The sequence below is a fragment of the Amycolatopsis sp. NPDC051106 genome (genome assembly GCF_040682775.1).
Taxonomy (GTDB): Bacteria; Actinomycetota; Actinomycetes; order Mycobacteriales; family Pseudonocardiaceae; genus Amycolatopsis.
Genome location: NZ_JBFBBQ010000009.1, coordinates 161,687 through 183,022 on the forward strand (window position 1 = coordinate 161,687; position 21,336 = coordinate 183,022).

Consider the following 21,336-nt stretch of genomic DNA (forward strand, 5'->3'; position numbering starts at 1 on the left):
TTAGCCCTGTGACTCCAGTTCCTCGTCCAGCATCGCGAACAGCTCGTCCGCGCCCGCTTCCTCGAGCTCGCGGTCGGCCGGGGAGAACGTCGCCACCAGCTCGCGCAGCCGGCCCACGACCGACGCCCGCGCCGAGGAGTCCAGAGCACGCAGCTCGGTCTCCAGGTCCGCCAGCCGGACCTCCACCGCGGACGGCGGGTCGGCCAGTCCCGCACCGAGGAACCCGGCCAGCGACGAAGCCGACGGGTGGTCGAAGATCAGCGTCGCCGGGAGCCGTTGCCCCGTCAGGGATTCCAGGCGGTTGCGCAGCTCGATCGCCGTCAGGGAGTCGAAGCCCAGCTCGATGAAGCCCTTGCGCGGGTCGATCGCGTCGCGGCGTTCGTGGCCGAGGACCACCGCCGCCGTGGCGCAGACCACGTCCAGCAGCGCACGGTCCCGCTCCGCCGCCGGCAACGCCACCACCCGGGCCCACGAGTCGTCCACGGCCTCCGCGCGACGCCGGGTGCCGCCGCGGACCAGGCCCCGGAGCATCGCCGGGACGCTGTGCGCGTCGGCTCGCACCCCGGACATGTCCAGCCGGACCGGCACCAGCGACGGCTCCGAAGTGCCGAACGTCGCGTCGAACAGCGAAAGCCCGTCCGCGAACGACAAGCCCAGCACCCCCGAGCGCGCCATCCGGATCAGGTCGGTGTCCGCCAGCTCGTTCGACATGCCGCCCTCGGACCACAGCCCCCACGCCAGCGACACCGCGTGCCGCCCGGACGCCGCCCGGTGGTGGGCCAGCGCGTCGAGGAAGACGTTCGCCGCCGAGTAGTTCGCCTGCCCCGCCGCGCCGAGCGTGCCGCCCGCCGACGAGTACAACACGAAAGGAATATCCAGCGAAGCGGTCAGCGAGTGCAGGTTCCACGCCGCGTCCACCTTGGGCCGCAGCACCGCGTCCATCCGCTCCGGCGTCAACGCCAGCAGGACGCCGTCGTCGACGACACCCGCCGTGTGCACGACCGCCGCCGGCTCGACCCCCGCGAGCAGCTCGGCCGCCGCGTCCCGGTCGGCGAGATCGCACGCCTCCAAGGCAACGGACGCACCCAGCGCGGTCAGCGACGAAACCAGCTCCGCGGCGCCCGGCGCCGAAGCACCACGACGGCTCGTGAGCAGCAGGTTCTTGACGCCGTGCTCGGTCACCAGGTGCCGTGCGATCAGCTGCCCCAGCACCCCGGTACCGCCGGTGACCAGCACCGTTCCGGTGGGGTCCAAGCCCGTGACGAGCGGCGTGGGCACGAACTTCGCCAGCCGGTGCACCAGCACCGCGCCGTCCCGCACCGCGACCCCGGGCTCGTCGGCGTACATCGCCCCGAGCACCTCATCGAGGGGCAGCTCACCACCATCGACATCGACGATCATGAACCGGTCGGGGTACTCCAGCTGAGCGGTCCGGATCACGCCCCAGAGCGCGGCGTGCGTCAGGTCGTCGACGCCCTCGTCGGGATGCGTCCCGATCGCGTGCGAAGCGACCACGACCAGCCGGGAAGACGCCAAAGTCTCCTCGGCGACCCAGGCCTGGGCCAGGGCCAGCAGCCGGTGCGTCGCCTCACGGGCCGCCACCGGCGAAGCCGAGTCCGGCGCCACGAACGGCGCGAACACCACATCTGGAGCCACCCCGGCGGAGACCAGGGCCGGAAGGTCCACATAGGACTCACCGGGAAGCCCGAATCCCGCACCGAGCACCGCGGACGAGACTCCCGAAACGGCGTCGCCGGTGAACGGCTGCCATTCGACGCGGAAGAGCGAGTCGTCGACCGCCGAACGCGTGGCGCGGAACGCGTCAGCCGCGATCGGCCGCAACGACAGGGATTCGACGCTGAGCACTGGCGCACCGGTGGCGTCCGTCGCGCTCAGCGAGACGGTGTTCTCGACGTCCGAAGAGATCAGCACCCGCAGCTCGGAAGCGCCGGCCGCGTGCAGTGACACGCCCGCCCACGCGAACGGCAGCACCGGCTTGTCCTCGGTCGGCCCGGCCAGGCCGATCGTGTGCAGTGCGGCGTCGAGCAACGCCGGGTGCAGGCCGAACGCCGACGCGTCCGCGTCCTCCGGCAGGGCCACCTCGGCGGCCAGCCGGTCGCCGTCCTGCCACACGCGGCGCAGCCCGGCGAACACCGGCCCGTAGTCGAAGCCCTGGGCGGCGAGGTCGTCGTAGCGCGAGGTCACGTCGATCTCGACCGCCCCCGCGGGCGGCCACCCCGGCGAGGCCGCCGGACTCGAGACGAAGGAAGACAGCCGGCCAGAGCCGTGCTGCACCCACTCGGGGGCGTCCTCGGCCTGGGAATAAATCGACAGAGAGCGCTGCTCCGATTCGAGAGCACCGACGACCACCTGCAGCCGGACCGCCCCTTCCGGAGGCACGATCAGCGGCGCGGCCAGGGTCAGCTCGTCGAGCCGTCCGCAGCCGACCTCGTCACCGGCGCGCACTGCCAGCTCGACGAACGCCGTGCCGGGGAACACCAGGGAGCCCTGGACGACGTGGTCGGCGAGCCACGGCTGCATCCGCGCCGAAAGCCGGCCGGTCAGCACGGCACCACCGGAGTCGGCCGCGACGACGACGGCACCCAGCAGCGGGTGCCCGGCGTCGCGCTGCCCCACCTCGGCGACGCCGCGGACGCGGGCGCCGGTCGGGTTCTCCAGCCAGTAACGCTTGCGCTGGAACGCATAAGTCGGCAGTTCCACCACCGTGCCCCCGGCGTAGAACGCCGAGAAATCCACAGTGGACCCGCTGACGAACAGCGCCGCCACCGCGGCCGCCGCCGACTCGGCCTCGGGCCGGTCCTTGCGCAGCACCGGGACGAACGTGGCGTGGTCGTCCGCGTCCAGGCACGTCTGGCCCATCGCGGTGAGCACCGCCGACGGGCCGACCTCGACGAACGTCGTGACGCCCGCGTCGAGCAGCGTGCGGATCCCGTCGGCGAACCGGACGGCGTCTCGCACCTGGCTCACCCAGTACTCCGGTGAGGTCAGATCGGCGTCCGGCGAAACCGTCGAGACGATCGGGATCTCCGGCGCGCGGTAGGTCAGGTTCCGGGCGATGAACGCGAAGTCCGCCAGCATCGGCTCCATCAGCGCCGAGTGGAACGCGTGCGAAACCTTCAGCCGCGAGGTCTTTCCGAACTTCGACGCCACGGCGAGCACCGCGTCCTCGTCCCCGGAGAGCACCACGGACGTGGGCCCGTTGACGGCGGCGATCGACACGCCGTCGGTCAGCAGCGGCAGGACGTCCGCTTCGGCCGCCGCCACGGCGACCATCGCTCCCCCGGTGGGCAACGCCTGCATCAGCCGCGCCCGGGCCGTAACGAGCGTGCACGCGTCTTCGAGCGACAGCACCCCGGCGACGTGCGCCGCGGCCAGTTCGCCGATCGAATGCCCGAGCAAGTAGTCCGGCTGGACGCCCCACGACTCGAGCAGGCGGAACACCGCGACCTCGAGCGCGAACAGCGCCGGCTGCGTGTACCCGGTCTCCTCGGAGCCGAGCACGGTCTTCAGGGGAACGTCCAGGTGCTTGTCCAGCTCGGCGGCCACGACGTCGAAGACTTCGGAGAACGCGGGGAACGCCGCCGCCAGCTCCAGGCCCATCCCGGCGCGCTGGGCGCCCTGGCCGGTGAACAGGAACGCCGTTCGGCCGGTTCCCGCCACCCCCTCGACGACACCCGCCGGCCGGCCCGCCGCGTACTCGGTGAGCGCGCGGATCACGCCCGCCCGGTCGGCGGCCACGACCCCGGCGCGGTGCTCGGCGAGAGTACGGGTGGTCACCAGCGAGTACCCGACGTCCACAGTGGACTCATCGCCCACGGACGCGGCGAGCTTACCCGCCTGCGCCCGCAGGGCCTCCGGGTCGTTGGCGGACAGCAGCCAGGTCACCGGGCTTTCTTCCGGAGAAGAAGAGACCGGCACCGGGTCGCCCTGCTCGACGATGACGTGCGCGTTGGTCCCGCTGATGCCGAACGACGACACCCCGGCGCGGCGCGGCCGTCCGGTCTCCGGCCACGGCCGTTCGGCGGTGAGCAGCGAGACCGTGTCCGTCCACTCGACGTGCGGCGACGGCTCTTCGGCGTGCAACGTGCGCGGGAGGACGCCGCGCCGCAGCGCCTCCACCATCTTGATCACGCCGCCGACGCCGGCGGCCGCCTGCGTGTGGCCGACGTTCGACTTGAACGACCCGACGTGCAGCGGCCGCTCCGGCGTCGCCGCCTTGCCGTAGGTCGAGATCAGTGCCTGCGCCTCGATCGGGTCGCCCAGCTTGGTGCCGGTGCCGTGCGCCTCGACGGCGTCCACATCGGACAGCTCCAGCCCGCCGTCGGCCAGCGCCGCGCGGATCACCCGCTGCTGCGCGGGCCCGTTCGGCACGGTGATGCCGCTGGACGCGCCGTCGGAGTTCACCGCGCTGCCGCGCAGCACGGCCAGCACGTGGTGGCCGTTGCGCCGCGCGTCGGAAAGCTTCTCCAGCAGCAGCATCCCGGCGCCCTCGGAGCAGCCGACGCCGTCGGCGCCGCTGCCGAACGCCTTGCACCGGCCGTCCGGGGACAGCCCCTGCTGCTCGCTGAAGTAGACGAACATGTCCGGCGTCACCATCACGGTCACGCCGCCGGCCAGCGCCAGCGAACACTCGCCGCGGCGCAGCGCCTGCGCCGCCCAGTGCAGGGCGACCAGCGACGACGAGCACGCCGTGTCCACCGACACGGACGGGCCCTCGAGCCCGAGGGTGTAGGAGATGCGGCCCGAAATGAGACTGCCGTCGCTGCTCCCGGCGCCGTAGTCGTGGTACATCACGCCGGCGAAGACGCCGGTCTTGCTGCCCCGCAACGTCGAGGGCACGATGCCGGCGCGTTCGACGGCCTCCCACGCCGTTTCCAGCACGATCCGCTGCTGCGGGTCGAGCGTGCGGGCCTCGCGCGGCGAGATCCCGAAGAACTCCGGCTCGAAGTCGGCGGCGTCGTAGAGGAAGCCGCCCTCCTTCGAGTACGTCGTCCCGGGCCGGCCGGCGGGGTCGAAGAGCGAGGCGGTGTCCCAGCCGCGGTCCTCCGGGAACTCGCCGACGGCGTCGGTGCCGCTCGCGACGAGGTCCCAGAGCTGCGCGGGCGTGGTGACCCCGCCGGGGTAGCGGCAGCCCATCCCGATGATCGCGATCGGCTCGCTCATCGCCGCGGTGAGCTTCTGGTTGTCCGCCTTCAGCCGCTCGTTGTCCATCATGGACTGGCGCAGCGCGGCGACGATCTGCTCGGTGGACGGCGCGCTCTTCGATGGGCCGGTCACTGGGAGTCCCCTCGTTCGTCGGTGTCGGTGCCGGCCATCGCGGACTTGACCAGGTCGGCCAGGTCCATCCCGGCGATCGCCGCCACCTCGTCGGTTCCGTTGGCCTCGGCCACTTCTTCGACCGGCTCGCCGAGCTCGGGCAGCAGCTCCCCGAGCAGGAACCGGGTCAGCGGCAGCGGGCTCGGGTAGTCGAAGATCAGCGTCGCCGGCAGGCGCAGCCCGCAGGCGGCCCCGAGCCGGTTGCGCAGTTCGAGCGCGGCCAGGGAGTCGATGCCTAGGTCGGTGAAGCCCTTCTCGACCCCGACGGCCGAAGCGTCGTCGTAGCCGAGGACGGCCGCCGCGTGCTCGCAGACCAGCTGCAGCAGCGCGGTTTCCCGCTCGTCGGCCGACATCCCGGTCAGCTTCTCGGCGAACCCGGCTTCGGGTGCCGCCGTCGCCGGACCGGCCGCCGCGGCGGCCCGCCGCGGGGTGGCCGTGACCAGACCGCGCAGGAGCGGCGCGAGCCGGTCGGCGTCCCGCAGGTCGGCGAGTTTCACCGGCACCAGCGCCGGTTCGCCGGCCGCGAGCGCGGCGTCGAACAGCGCGAGCCCGTCGGCGACGGCCAGTTCCGCGACCCCGTACCGGGCGACGTGGGTCAGGTCGACGGCGTCGCCGCTGCCTTCCCACGGACCCCAGGCCAGCGACGTCGCCGGGAGACCCAGCGCCGTGCGGTGCTCGGCCAGCGCGTCCAGGAAGACGTTGCCGGCGGCGTAGTTCGCCTGCCCGGCGGCGAGCAGCAGGCCGCCCGCCGACGAGTAGAGGACGAACGCCTCGAGATCCAGCGACGCGGTCAGCTCGTGCAGGTACCAGGCCGCGTCCACCTTGGGCCGCAGGACGTTCCCGACCTGCTCCGGGGTGAGCGCGCTCAGCACCGCGCTGTCCATCTGGCCGGCGGCGTGCACCACGGCGGTGAGATCGGGCAGCGACCCGATCAGGGCCGCCAGCTCGTCCCGGTCGGTGACGTCGCAGGCCGCGACGGTCACCGACGCGTCCAGCGACTCGACCAGTTCACGCGCGCCCGGGGCGTCCAGACCCCGACGGCTGGTGAGGACCAGGTTCCGGGCGCCGCGGGCGACCAGGTGCCGGGCCAGGTGGCCGCCGAGGAGGCCGGCGCCGCCGGTGATGAGCACCGTGCCGCCGGTGTCCCACTCGACCGGGTCACCGACCGCGGTGACCTTGGCCAGCCGGGGCACACGGACCTCGCCGACCCGGACGATCGCTTCCGGCTCGCCGGAGGCCACCACCGCGGGCAGCGCCCGCATCGACTGGGGCAGGTCGTCGACGTCGACCACCTGGATCCGGCCGGGGTTCTCCGCCTGCGCGGCCCGCACGAGGCCCCAGACCGGCGCCTGGGCGAGGTCCGGGCGGTCCGCCACGGCGTTGCGCGTGACGACCAGGAGCTTGCCGTCGTGCGAACCGCCGAGCCAGCTCTGCAGCTGCCCCAGGGTTTCCTGGACGGTCGCGTGGACCCGGGCCGGAACATCGCCTTCGGCCGAGTCGACCGGCAGCACCAGGACGTCGGCCGCCACCAGCTGCTCGTGCGTCGGAACGCCCAAGCCGAGGTCGTCGGTGCCGAGCACGGCCCAGCCCTCGAGGGACTTGACCAGGCGGACACCGGCCGCGGGCTGCCAGTCGATCCGGTAGAGCGAGTCGGGCACCTTCGCACCCAGCTGGCCTTCCGACACCGGCCGCGTCACCAGCGACTCGATCCAGGCGACCGGCGAACCGGTCGCGTCGGCCAGCGCGAGCGAGGCGTCCTTTCCTTCCTTGCGGACCCGCACCCGCAGGGCGGTGGCCCCGGAGGCGTGCAGCGAGACCTGGTTCCAGGCGAACGGGATCGTCGTCTCGGTCAGCGCCTTCGGGCCACCGGGGACGAGGAAGTCCGTCGCGCCCAGCGCCGAGTCGAGCAGGCCCGGGTGGAGCCCGAACTCACTCGCCGCGGTGCCCTCGGGCAGCGCCACCTCGGCGAAGACCTCCCCGTCACGCAGCCAGACCGCGCGCAGGTTCCGGAACACCGGGCCGTAGCCGAAGCCGAGCCCCGCCAGGTCGTCGTAGAGCCCGGTGAGGTCGGCGGCTTCGGCGCCCTCCGGTGGCCACACCGAGAGGTCGAACTCCGCCGGCTGCGCACCGGCGGCCAGGGTGCCGGCCGCGTGCTGGGTCCAGACGTCTTCGGTGCGGGAGTGCACCGACAGCTCACGGCGGCCGTCCGCGCCGGGAGCGCTGACGACGACGCGGATGTCGACGCCGCCCTCCTCGGGCAGCAGCAGGGGGGCCTGCTGGGTCAGCTCCTCCAGGACGTCGCAGCCGACCTGGTCGGCGGCGTGCAGGGCCAGCTCGACGTACGCGGTGCCCGGCAGCATCGTCCGGCCCAGCACCACGTGGTCGGCCAGCCAGGTCTGCCGGTCGACCGCGAGCCGGCCGGTGAGCACGGCGCCGCCGTCGGGCAGCTCCACCAGCGCGCCCAGGAGCGGGTGCCCGGCGGCCTTGGCGCCCAGCGAGCCGACGTCGCCGGCCCGCTTCGTCGCGTTGAGCCAGTACTCCTTGTTCTGGAAGGCGTACGTCGGCAGGTCCACAGTGGACGCACCGCGCCCGGCGAACACCGCACTCCAGTCGGGCTTCGCGCCGCGCGAGTACAGCGTGGCCACCGCGGTGAACAGCGTCTGGACCTCGTCGCGGCCCCGGCGCAGCGCGGGCACGCCCACGACGCGGTCGGGCCGGTCGGCGGCCGAGGTGTCGCACTCGCGGGCCATCCCGGTCAGCACCGCGTCCGGGCCCAGCTCGACGAACCGGGTCACCCCGGCCGAGAGCAGCGCGCCGACGCCGTCGGCGAACCGGACGGCCTCCCGCACGTGGTTCACCCAGTACTCCGGCGAGCAGAGCTGCTCGGCGGTGGCGATCCGGCCGGTCACATTCGAGACGACCGGGATGCCGGGGGCCGAGTACGTCAGCTTCTCCGCCACCACGGCGAACTCGGCCAGCATCGGCTCCATCAGCGAGGAGTGGAAGGCGTGCGAGACGACCAGTTGCTTGACGCGCCGTCCGGCTGCCTTGAAGGCCGCCATGGCCGCCTTCACCGCGTCCTCCGGCCCGGAGATGACCACCGAGCGCGGGCCGTTGACCGCGGCGACGTCCACAGTGTCGCCTTCGGACGGGAGCGCGGCACGCACCTCGTCCTCGGTGGCCGCGATCGCCGCCATCGCTCCCCCGGAGGGAAGGGCCTGCATGAGCCGGCCGCGAGCCGCGACCAGGGCACACGCATCGGCCAGCGAGAGCACCCCGGCGACGTGCGCCGCGGCCAGCTCGCCGATCGAGTGCCCGGCGACGTAGTCCGGCACGATGCCCCACGACTCGACCAGGCGGTAGAGCGCGACCTCGATCGCGAAGAGCGCGCACTGCGTATACGCGGTCTTGTTCAGCAGCTCGCCGTCTTCGGAGCCCTTCTCGGCCCAGATGACCTGCTTGAGCGGGACGTCGGTGTCGAACAGGCCGCACGCTTCGTCGAAGGCACCGGCGAAGACCGGGAAGGCCTCGTAGAGCTCGCGGCCCATGCCCGGCTGCTGCGCGCCCTGGCCGGTGAAGAGGAACGCGGTCAGGTCGGCCGCGCTGGTCGTGCCGGTCACCGTGCCCGCCGGGGTCCCGCCGGTGGCGAGACCGTCGAGGGCCTTGAGCGCGGCGTCGCGGCCGGCCGCCAGGACCACCGAGCGGTGGTCGAGCGCGGCTCGTCCGGTGGCGAGCGAGTAGCCGACGTCGGTCAGGTCCAGCTCCGGGTTGGACCGGATCCACGCGGCCATCCGGGCCGCCTGGTCGGCGAGCGCGGCGGCCGTGGCCCCGGCGATCGGCAGCGGCACCGACGGCAGCGGCGCGGCGGTCCGGCGCGGACGTTCCACAGTGGACGGGGGAGCTTCCTCGATGATGATGTGCGCGTTGGTGCCGCTGATGCCGAACGACGACACGCCGGCGCGGCGCGGGCGGCCGTTGGGCAGCCAGGGCCGGGCCTCGCTCAGCAGCTCGATGTCGCCGGTGGTCCAGTCGACTACCGGGGACGGCGCGTCGATGTGCAGCGACTTCGGCAGCGTGTTGTGCCGCAGGGCCTGGACGACCTTGATCACGCCCGCCGCGCCGCCGGAGGCCTGCGCGTGGCCGATGTTGGACTTCACCGAGCCCAAGTACAGCGGCCGCCCGTCCGGACGGTCCTGACCATAGGTGGCCAGCAGCGCCTGCGCCTCGATCGGGTCACCGAGCTTCGTGCCGGAACCGTGCGCCTCGACGGCGTCCACTTCGGCCGGCGTCAGGCCACCCGCCGCGAGAGCCGCGTGGATCACGCGTTCCTGCGACGGCCCGTTCGGCGCGGTGAGGCCGTTGGACGCGCCGTCCTGGTTGACGGCACTGGAGCGGACCACGGCGAGGACTTCGTGCCCGTTGCGCTGCGCGTCGGACAGCCGCTCCAGCAGGAGCAGGCCCGCGCCTTCGGCCCAGCCGACGCCGTCGGACGCCGCGGAGAAGGACTTCGACCGGCCGTTGGGCGAAAGCACGCCCTGGCGGCTCGAGTCGACGAAGAGATCCGGCTGCGAAAGCAGCGTGACACCACCCGCGAGGGCCAACCCGCACTCCCCCGCCCGCAGCGCCTGCACCGCGAGGTGCAGCGTGACCAGCGAAGACGAGCACGCGGTGTCGACCGTCATGCACGGGCCTTCCAGCCCCAGCAGGTAGGAGATGCGGCCGGAGACGACCGCGCCCGAGCTGCCGTTGGGGATGTAGGCGGCGACGTCGAGGGGCGCGCCGGGGACGCGGCTGCCGTAGTCGTCGTACATCGCGCCGGTGAAGACGCCGGTCATGCTGCCGCGCAGCGCGGTCGGGTCGATGCCGGCCCGCTCGATGGCCTCCCACGCCGTCTCCAGCAGGAGCCGCTGCTGCGGGTCCATGGCCAGCGCCTCACGCGGGCCGATGCCGAAGAACGCCGGGTCGAACAAGGTGCCTTCGTGGAGGAAGCCGCCTTCGCGGGCGTAGGTCTTGCCCCGCTTGCCGCGCTCGGGGTCGTAGATGCTCTCGATGTCCCAGCCGCGGTTGGTCGGGAACTCCGACACGGCGTCGACCTCGTCGACGAGCAGCTGCCAGAGGTCCTCCGGCGACCGGACGCCGCCGGGGTACCGGCAGGCCATGCCGACGATCGCGATGGGCTCCTGCATCGACGCGTTCGTCCGGGTCGTGGTGGCCGGGACCTTCGCGACCGCGCCGAGCAGCTTGCCCTTGACGAAGTCCGCCACCGCCTTGGCGGTCGGGTGGTCGAAGATCAGCGTCGCCGGCAGGGTCAGGCCGGTCGCGGCGCCGAGCAGGTTGCGCAGCTCGACCGCGGCGAGGGAGTCGAAGCCGAGTTCCTTGAACGCACGGGTGCCGTCCACTTCGGACTTGTCCGCGTAACCGAGCACGGTGGCCACCTGGGTGCGGACGATGTCCAGCAGCACGCGGTCGCGTTCGTTGTCGGCCAGCGAGGCCAGCTCGGCGGCCAGCGCGTTGTCGGCCGCCTTCGCCGCCTTGGCGGTCCGGCGGGCCTTCGGCGGGACGAACCCGCGCAGCAGCGCCGGCAGGTCGTCGGTCCGGGCCCGCAGCGCCGCGACGTCCACCCGCAGCGGGGCGATCACGGCGTCTTCGGTGGCGGTCGCCGCGTCGAACAGCGCGAGCCCCTGCTCCGCGGTGACCGCGGGGAGGCCGAGCCGCGCCATCCGGGCGAGGTCCGCCTCGGCCAGGTCGCCGCCGAGGCCGGTGTTCTCGGCCCACAGGCCCCAGGCCAGCGCCGTCGCCGGCAGGCCCGCGGCCCGCCGGTGCGCGGCGAGGCCGTCGAGGAACGCGTTGGCCGCGGCGTAGTTCGCCTGGCCCGCGGGCAGCACCTGGCCGCCGGCAGAGGAGAACAGCACGAACGCGGCGAGGTCGTGGGTCAGCTCGTGCAGGTGCCAGGCGGCGTCGACCTTGGCCCGCAGGACCGAGTCGAGCCGATCCGCGGTGAGCGAGTCGAAGACGCCGCTGTCGGCCGTGCCCGCCGCGTGCACCACGGCGGTGAGGTTGTCGATCGCCCCGAGCAGGCTCTCGACCTGGGCGCGTTCGGTGACGTCGCACGCGGCGACCCGCACCCGGGCCCCCAGGTCGGCCAGGTCCTCGACCAGCTGCCGGGCGCCCGGCGCGCCGAGCCCGCGCCGGCTGGTGAGCACCAGGTCGGTGACGCCGTGCTCGGCCACCAGGTAGCGGGCCAGCAGGCTGCCGAGCCCGCCGGTGCCGCCGGTGATCAGCACGGCACCGCCGCCCTGCCACGGCGAAGCGTCGCCGGACTCGGTCTTGGCGTAGCGCGGCACGAGCACCGCGCCGTCGCGGATCGCGGCCTCCGGCTCGCCGGAGGCGATGACCGCCGCAATCGACGCGGCCACCGTGTCCGAATCGGCGTCGACGACGAACACGCGCCCGGGGTGCTCGGCCTGGGCCCCGCGGGCCAGGCCCCACAGCAGCCCCTGCGTGACGTCCACAGTGGACTCACCGGCGGGCACCGCGTCCTGCGTCACCACGGCCAGCTTGGTGATCCCGAACCGGGGCTCGGCCAGCCAGGCCTGCAGCTCGGCGAGCAGCCACTCGGCGTTCTCGCGGGCCGCGGCCGGGACGTCGCCCTCAGCGCCCGGCACGGTCAGCGTGATCAGGGCCGGCACCGGCTCGCCGCGGTCGATCGCCGCGGTGAGGTCGGCGAACCCGGCGTAGGTGGCGGCCACCCCGACGCGGCCGCGGCCGATGGCGACCACTTCGGCGTCGGACTGCGGCACGGAGACGGGCTGCCAGGCGATCTTGAGCAGCGATCCGTCCACTTCGGACGACGCCGTCAGCTCCCGGCGGACCGGGCGTGAGACGAGCGAGTCGATCGTCGCGACCGGCCGGCCCTCGCTGTCGGCCACCTCGATGGCCGACACCTCGTCGCCGTTCAGCCGCTCGATCCGCACCCGCAGCACCGAAGCGCCGGCGGCGTGCAGCGTGACGCCGTTCCAGACGAAGGGCAGCAGCGTCGCGCCGCCCGGGTCGCCGAGGAGGTCGGCGTGCATGGCGATGTCGAGCAACGCCGGGTGCAGCCCGTACAGGTTCGCCGTCGACGCCGCCGGTTCCGGCAGCGCAACCTCGGCGAAGACTTCGGTGCCCCGCTTCCAGGCGGCCTTGAGCCCCTGGAAGGACGGGCCGTAGCCGTAGCCGCGCTCCTCGAGCAGGGTGTAGGCGCCCTCGACGATGATCGGGGTCGCCCCGGCCGGCGGCCATTCGGTGAGCCCGGCAGGCTCGGGCCGCGGCGCCGCGGACAGCGTGCCGATCGCGTGCTGGGTCCACTCGTCGCCGTCGATCGCGCGGGAGAACACGGTGACCGGGCGGCGGTCGCCGTCGGCGGGGCCGACCACGACCTGGAGCGCGACAGCACCGTCCGGCGGCAGGACGAGCGGCGCCTGCAGCGTGAGCTCTTCGACCGTGGAGTGGCCGACCTGGTCGCCGGCCGCGATGGCGAGCTCGACGAACCCGGTGCCGGGCACCAGGATCGCGCCCTTGACGACGTGGTCCGCCAGCCACGGCACCGACCCCGCCGACAACCGGCCGGTGAGCACCGTGGTGTCCGAGCCGGACAGCGGCACGACCGCGCCCAGCATCGGGTGCGGCAGCGGCTGCTGGCCGACCGCCGTCACGTCGCCGGACGGTGTCGCGTCGAGCCAGAAGCGCTTGTGCTGGAAGGCGTAGGTCGGCAGGTCGAGCCGGACCGGGCCGTCGCCGAGCACACGGCCCAGCTGGGCCGCACCCCGGGTGTGGAGCCGGCCGAGCGCGGCCAGCGCCGTGCGCACCTCGTCCCGGTCGCGGCGGCCGAACGGCACGAACGCGACCGCGTCGGGGTTCGCGACGCTCTGCGGGCCGAGCGCCGACAGCACGCTGTCCGGTCCTAGCTCGAGGAACGTCTCGACGCCGTCGGCTTCCAGGGCCGCGACCGCGTCCCCGAAGCGCACGGCTTCGCGGACGTGCGTGACCCAGTACTCCGGCGACGTCAGGTCCGCGCCGGGCGAGACCGTGGAGAAGATCGGGATCGCCGGCGCGTGGAACGTCAGCCCGGCGGCGATCTCGCGGAACTCGGCGAGCATCGGGGCCATCAGCGGCGAGTGGAACGCGTGGCTGACGCGCAGCCGGCGCGTCCGGACGTCGGCGACCGTGGCCGCCCGCTCGATCCGGGCCACGACCTCGGCGACGCCGGAGACGACGACCGACTCCGGGCCGTTGACGGCGGCGATGCTGACCTCGTCCTCGTGCCCGCGCAGCAGCTCCCGCGCGGCTTCCTCGGTCGTGGCCAGCGAAACCATGGCACCCGGCGGCTCGCTCAGCGAGCCCATCAGGCGGCCGCGCGCGGCGACCAGCGCCGCCGCGTCCTCGAGGGAGAGCACCCCGGCGACGTGCGCCGCGGCCAGCTCGCCGATCGAATGCCCGGCCAGGGCGTCGGGGACGATCCCCCACGACTCGGCGAGCCGGAAGAGCGAAACCTCCACCGCGAACAGCGCGGTCTGCGTGTACTGCGTCTGGTCGAGCAGGCCGCGGTTCGCGAGCGCGGTCGTGCCGAAGACGACGTCGCGCAGCGGGACGTCCAGTAGCGGGTCGATCGCGGCGCAGACGGCGTCGAAGGCCGCGGCGAACACCGGGTAGGTGGCGTGCAGCGCCTGGCCCATGCCGACGCGCTGGGCGCCCTGGCCCGAGAACAGGAACGCCAGCTTGCCCTCGCCGGCGGTGCCGGTGACGACGTCGGTGCCGGGCTCGCCGGCGGCCAGCGCGTCGAGACCGTCGGCCAGTTCGGCCGGGGTCCCGGCGACCACCACGGCCCGCTGTTCCAGCGCCGCGCGGGTCGAGACCAGCGAGCGCGCCAGCTCGGCGACGGTGACGTCCTCGTGGTCGGCGACGTACTCGCGCAGCCGGGCGGCCTGGCCGCGCACGGCGGCCGCGGTGCGCCCGGAGAGCGCGACGGGGACGACGGCGCCGGGCTGCGGCTCGGCCGGCTGCTCGACTTCGGCGTCGGCCGGGGCCTGCTCGATGATGACGTGCGCGTTGGTGCCGCTGATCCCGAACGACGAGACGGCGGCCCGGCGCGGGTGGCCGTTCGGCGACCAGTCACGCGACTCGGTCAGGAGCCGCACCGCGCCCGTGTCCCAATCGACCACGGTGGACGGACGATCGACGTGCAGGGTCTGCGGCAGCTGCTCGTTGCGCAGCGCCATGACCATCTTGATGATGCCGGCGACGCCGGCCGCGGCCTGGGTGTGCCCGATGTTGGACTTGATCGAACCCAGCCACAGGGGCTGGTCTTCGGCACGGTCCTGGCCGTAGGTGGCCAGGAGGGCCTGCGCCTCGATCGGGTCGCCCAGCGTGGTGCCGGTGCCGTGGCCTTCGACGGCGTCCACTTCGGACGGGGTGAGCCCCGCGTCCGCCAGTGCCTTCGTGATCACGCGCTGCTGCGAGGGGCCGTTCGGGGCGGTGAGGCCGTTCGACGCGCCGTCGTGGTTGACCGCGGAGCCCTTGAGCAGTGCGAGCACCGGGTGGCCGTTGCGCTTCGCGTCCGAGAGCCGTTCGACGAGCAGCATGCCCGCGCCCTCGCCCCAGCCGGTGCCGTCGGCCGCGTCGGCGAACGAGCGGCAGCGGCCGTCGGCGGACAGGCCGCGCTGGCGGCTGAAGTCGACGAACGTGTCCGGGGTGGACATCACGGTGACGCCACCGGCGAGGGCGAGCGAGCATTCGCCGCGGCGCAGCGCCTGGGCCGCCCAGTGCAGGGCGACCAGCGACGACGAGCACGCCGTGTCGACCGTGACCGTCGGGCCCTCCAGGCCGAGGGCGTAGGACACGCGGCCGGAGACGACGCTGGCGAGGCTGCCGTTGCCGAGGTAGCCCGCGATGTCGTCGGACACCGTGCCGAGGCGGGTGCCCCAGTCGTGGTACATGACGCCGGCGAACACGCCGGTGGCGCTGCCGCGCAAGGAAACCGGATCGATGCCGGCCCGCTCGAACGCCTCCCAGGACACTTCCAGCAGCAGCCGCTGCTGCGGGTCCATCGCGGCCGCTTCGCGCGGGCTGATCTCGAAGAAGTCGGCGTCGAACTCGGCGGCGTCGTGCAGGAACGCGCCGTGCTTGACGTAGCTGTGGCCGGGTTTGCCGGGCTCGGGGTCGTAGAGGGCGTCGACGTTCCAGCCGCGGTCGGCCGGGAACGGCGTGAGCGCCTCTTCGCCGCCCGCGACGAGCCGCCAGAGGTCCTCCGGCGTCGCGACGCCGCCGGGGTAGCGGCAGGCGATGCCGACGATGGCGATCGGCTCCTCCGGGTCGGCCGTGGTCACCGGCGCGACCGGGGTGGTGGGAGCCAGGCCGGCGACGCGCGTGACCAGGTACTCGGCCAGCGCGCGCGGGGTCGGGTGGTCGAACACCAGCGTCGCGGGCAGCCGCAGGCCGGTGACGGAGTCGAGGATGTTGCGCAGTTCCACCGCGGCGAGGGAGTCGAACCCGATCTCGCCGAACGGGCGGGACGGGCTGATCGCCGACGGGCCGTCGTGGCCGAGCACGGCCGCGACGTGGGTGCGCACGAGGTCGAGCACCGCGCGGTCGCGGTCGGCCTCGGACAGCGAGACGAACCGCTCGGCGAACTGCCGCTCGGGCGTCAGCTCGCCGGCGGCCGCGGCGATGCGGCGCCGGTTCGCTGGGACGAGACCGCGCAGGAGCGCCGGGACGTCGTCGCGGGCGCTCAGCGCGACGCGGTCGACGCGGGTGGGCACCACGGTGGGCGTGCCCGTGGCGATCGCGGCGTCCAGCGCGGACAGGCTTTCGGACGCGGTCAGCGGGGCGAGGCCCAGCCGGCCGATCCGGCTCAGGTCCTTTTCGGACAGTCCGGCGCTCATGCCGAGCGCGGCGCCGTCGCCGGTCCACAGGCCCCAGGCCAGGGACGTCGCGGGGAGGCCCTGCTCGCGGCGGTGTTCGGCGAGCGCGTCGAGGAAGGTGTTGCCCGCGGCGTAGTTGGCCTGGCCCGCGCCGTCGACCAGGCCGGCCGAGGACGAGAACAGGACGAACGCGGTCAGGTCGGAGGTCAGCTCGTGCAGTGCCCACGCGGCGTCGACCTTCGGGGCGAGGACGGCGTCCAGGCGCTCTTCGGTGAGCGAACCGATCATCGCGTCGTCGAGCACACCGGCGGTGTGGACGACGGCGGTCAGCGGCTGCTCGATCTTCTTCAGCGCGGCCGACAGCGACCGCTTCTTGGTGACGTCACCGGCGATGACCTGCACCGTCGCGCTCGTCCCCAGCTCGGCGACCAGTTCGGCCGCACCCGGGGCGTCGATCCCGCGCCGGCTGAGCAGCACCAGGTGCCGGACGCCGTGCTTGGTCACCAGGTGCCGCGCGACCTGCGCGCCGAGGCCGCCGGTGCCGCCGGTGACCAGCACGGTGCCGCCCGCCTGCCAGGCCGGCGCGTCGGTGTGCAGGCGGACGAGCCGCGGGGCCAGCACCCGGTCGCCGTCGATCCGCAGCTCCGGCTCGCCGGACGCCAGGGCGGTGACCAGGGTCTTCGTGGTGGTCTCGCCCTCGATCAGGACGATCCGGCCCGGGTGCTCGGCCTGCGCCGACCGGACCAGCCCGCGCACGGCGGAGTCGGCGAGCGAGCCGGGGGTCCGGATCACGAGCTTGGCCGAAGCGAAACGCTCGCCGGCGACGAACTCCTGGAGGACGGCGAGCACGCGGTGGGCCGCCTGCTTGGCCGCCGCCGGGATGCTCCGGCCCTTCGCGGCGACCGGCACGACGATCGTGTCCGGCACCTCGGCCAGCTTGGCCAGGTCGGTGATTTCGACGGCCGGGAAGTCCCCTTCGGCGGTCGCGACCGGCGTCCATTCGACGGTGTGCAGCAGGTCCTGGGCCCGCGGGCCCAGGTCGGCGCCGCTGACCGGGCGGGAGCGGAACGACTCCACCGACAGCACCGGCGTCCCCGCCGGGTCGGTGACCTCCAGGGAGACGCCGCCGGTGGCGGGTGAGGTGATCCGGACCCGCACCTCGGTCGCGCCGGAGGCGTGCAGCCGCACGCCGGTCCACGCGAACGGCAGCCGGATCTCGCCGGCTTCGCGGGCCTCGCCCGGGGCGAAGTCGGTGGCGTGCAGGACGGCGTCGAGCAGCGCCGGGTGGATCCCGAAGTCCTCGTCCCGGGTAGGCAGGGCGACCTCGGCGAACACGACGTCATCGCGCTTCCAGGCGGTGCGCAGGCCCTGGAACAGCGGGCCGTAACCGTAGCCCTGCGCCGCCAGCTCTTCGTACAGCTCGCCGGTGGCGACGACCTCGGCGCCGGACGGCGGCCACTCGGTGATCGGCGCGGGCTCGACGGCTTCGGCCTCGGCCAGCACGCCGACGGCGTGCCGCGTCCAGGCGACGTCCTGCTCGGTCCGCGAGTAGAACTCGATGCCGCGGCGGCCGTCCTCGACCGGGCCGACCACGGCCTGCACCTCGACGCCCCGGCCCTCGGGCACGGACAGCGGTGCCTGCAGGGTCAGCTCGTCGACGACGTCGCAGCCCGCCCGCTCGGCGGCGTGCAGAGCCATCTCGACGAACGCGGTGCCGGGCAGCAGCGCGGTGCCGGCGATGGTGTGGTCGGCGAGCCACGGGTGCGACCGCAGGCCGATCCGGCCGGTCAGGACCAGGCCGTCGTGGTCGGCCAGGCCGATCTCGGCGGCCAGCAGCGGGTGGCCGGAGGCGAGCTGGCCGAAGTCGGCCGCGTCGCCGTGGCCCGGCGCGGTGAGCCAGAAGTGCTTGCGCTGGAAGGCGTAGGTCGGCAGGTCGACGGCGTTCGCCGGGCCGAAGAACGCGGTCCAGTCGACCCGCACGCCCCGGGTGTGCAGCCGGCCGAGCGCGCCGGCGAGCGCCGGGACCTCGGCGTGGCCGCGACGCTGCGCGGGCACGAAGGCGATGTCGGTGCCGTGCGGGCCGGTGGCGGCCATGGCCGCCAGGACGGCGTCGGGGCCGACCTCGAGCGCGGTGGTGACGCCGGCCGCGGCGAGCGCGGCGACGCCGTCGGCGAACCGCACGGCCCGCCGGACGTGGTAGAGCCAGTAGCCGGGCGAGCACAGCTCCTCGGCGGTCGCCAGGCGGCCGGTGACGTTCGAGACGACCGGGATCGACGGCGGTGCGAAGTCGACGACCTCCAGGACCTCCCGGAACTCGGCGAGCATCGGCTCCATCAGCGGCGAGTGGAACGCGTGCGAGACGCGCAGTTCGCTCGTCTTGCGGCCCTGCAGGCGGAACACCTCGGCGACGGCCTCCACCTCGGCGCGCTCGCCGGAGACGACGACCGACGTGGGGCCGTTGATCGCGGCGATGCTGACGCCGTCGGTGAGCAGCGGGCCGACCTCGTCCTCGGTCGCGGCGATCGCGACCATGGCTCCGCCCTCGGGGAGAGCCTGCATGAGACGGCCCCGCGCGGCGACGACGAGACAGGCGTCTTCCAGGGACCAGACGCCCGCGATGTGCGCGGCGGCCAGCTCGCCGATCGAGTGCCCGAGCAGGACGTCCGGCTGGACGCCCCACGACTCCAGCAGCCGCGCCAGCGCGACCTCGATCGCGAACAGCGTGCACTGCGCGTACTGGGTGCCGTTCAGCTCCTCGGCGTCGTCGCCGAAGAGGACGTCGCGCAGCGGGCGGTCCATCTGCACGTCGAGCTGGTCGATGGCCTCGTCGAAGACCTCGGCGAAGACGGGGTGGGCCAGGTACAGCTCCTTGCCCATGGCGAGCCGCTGCGCGCCCTGGCCGGTGAACAGCATCGCGAGCTTGCCCGGCGTGCGTTCGCCGGTGACGACCGCGCTGTGGTGCTCACCCGCGGCGAGCGCACGCAGGCCACCGATCGCGTCCTCGGTGCTCTCGGCGACGACGACGGCACGGTGGTCGTGCGCGGCGCGCGTGCCGGCCAGCGAGAAGCCGATCTCGGTCAGGTCGGCCGACTCCACAGTGGACACGAGCTTCCCGGCCTGCGCCCGCAGGGCTTCCTCACTGCGGGCCGAGACGACGAGCGGCACGACCGGCAGCGGTTCGGTGGCGACGGGCTCGTCGGCGGTGGCCGGCGCCTGCTCGATGATGACGTGCGCGTTGGTGCCGCTGACGCCGAACGACGAGACACCCGCGCGGCGCGGACGTTCGACCGCGGGCCACTCGCGGGCCTCGGTCAGCAGCTCGACCGCGCCCGCGGACCAGTCGACGTGCGGCGTCGGCGCGTCGACGTGCAGGGTCTTCGGCAGCCGGCCGCGCCGGATCGCCTCGACCATCTTGATCACGCCGGCCACGCCGGCCGCGGCCTGGGTGTGGCCGATGTTGGACTTGATCGAGCCGAGCAGCAGCGGCGTCTCGCGGCTCTGCCCGTAGGTCGCGAGCAGCGCCTGCGCCTCGATCGGGTCGCCGAGCCGGGTGCCGGTGCCGTGCGCCTCGACGGCGTCCACTTCGGACGCTTCCAGCCGGGCGTCGGCGAGCGCGCGGTGGATGACCCGCTGCTGTGACGGCCCGTTGGGGGCGGTGAGGCCGTTGGAGGCGCCGTCGGAGTTGATGGCGGTGCCGCGGACGACGGCGAGCACGGTGTGCCCGTTCGCGACCGCGTCGGACAGGCGTTCCAGCACCAGGACACCGACACCTTCGGCGAACCCGGTGCCGTCGGCGCCGGCGGCGAAGGCCTTGCAGCGGCCGTCCTCGGCGAGGCCGCGCTGGCGGCTGAACGCGGTGAACGTGCCGGGGCCGCCCATGACGGCGACACCGCCCGCGAGCGCAAGGGGGGTCTCACCGCGGCGCAGGGACTGCACGGCGAGGTGAAGCGCGACGAGCGAGCCGGAGCACGCGGTGTCGACGGTCAGCGTCGGGCCTTCGAGGCCGAGCGCGTAGGCCACGCGGCCGGAGACGACGCTGGGTGCGTTGCCGGTGAGCAGGTAGCCGTCGAGGCCGTCGGGGGCCTCGTGCAGGCGCGGGCCGTACTCCTGGGCCTCGGCGCCGATGAAGACGCCGGCGGGCGTGCCGCGCAGCGTCGTCGGGTCGATCTTGGCGCGCTCCAAGGCTTCCCAGGCGGTCTCGAGGACGAGACGCTGCTGCGGGTCCATCGCGGACGCCTCGCGCGGCGCGATGCCGAAGAAGCCGGCGTCGAACTCCCCGGCGTCGGGCAGGAACCCGCCGGAGGTGACGTAGCTGCTGCCCGGACGGTCCGGGTCCGGGTCGTAGAGTCCGTCGAGGTCCCAGCCGCGGTCGGTCGGGAACCCGGTGATGGTGTGCACCTCTTCGGCGACGAGCCGCCACAGCTGTTCGGGCGAGGCTGCCCCACCCGGGTAGCGGCAGCCGATGCCGACGATCGCGACCGGCTCGTCGTGGTCACCCGCAGTCGAAGGTCCACTGTGGACGACCTCGGCGCCGAACACCGCCGCGTGCAGGAAGCGCGCGACGGCGACCGGCGTCGGGTGGTCGAAGGCCAGGGTGACCGGCAGGTCGAGCCCGGTGGCCTCGGTGAGCCGCGCGTGCAGCTCCACCGCGGCCAGCGAGTCGAACCCGTGGTCGGAGAACGCCTTCTCGGGATCGAGCACCGCTGGAACGTCCGGCCGGGCCGCCAGGAGCGCGGCCCGCGTGGCGTCGTGGACGACGTCGGCCAGGAATGCCGAGCGGTCACCGGGGGGCAGTTCGGTCAGCCGCTCCGCGAACCCGGACGCCCGATTCGATTCGGTTTCAAACTCACGCATTCCGCACTCCACCGCTGTAGCAAGCCAGCACTCATGGTCGTCTTTTTGATCGTAGGTCGGCGCGCACCGCGGCCGGATCCCCTGAAAAGCGTTCTAGGGGCAGGAAAGTGCGCGAGCATTCCCGGCCACCACTGTTGGCAACCCGACAGCGACGAAGGGAGCCTGGCATGACGACGCTGGCGCTCGACCGCCCGGCCCCGCCGCGGCACATCAGCCCCGCCAAGGGACTCGGCCACGCGCTTTCGCT

At 73.9% G+C, this 21,336-nt stretch carries 2 protein-coding genes; both read right to left on the bottom strand.

The window, feature by feature from the left end; all coding sequences use genetic code 11:
* Window positions 1-5,298, bottom strand: a complete 5,298-nt coding sequence (locus tag AB0M83_RS10465; RefSeq protein WP_364515407.1) for a type I polyketide synthase — start codon at window positions 5,296-5,298, stop codon at window positions 1-3.
* Window positions 5,295-21,089, bottom strand: a complete 15,795-nt coding sequence (locus tag AB0M83_RS10470; RefSeq protein ID WP_364515409.1) for a type I polyketide synthase — start codon at window positions 21,087-21,089, stop codon at window positions 5,295-5,297. Before AB0M83_RS10470 ends, AB0M83_RS10465 begins: the two co-directional genes overlap by 4 nt.
* Between the last annotated feature and the right edge of the window lie 247 nt (window positions 21,090-21,336).

Excerpts from the sequence above, each read along its gene's own strand:
- AB0M83_RS10470 (WP_364515409.1), bottom strand. The coding sequence starts at position 21,089 with ATGCGTGAGTTTGAAACCGAATCGAATCGGGCGTCCGGGTTCGCGGAG.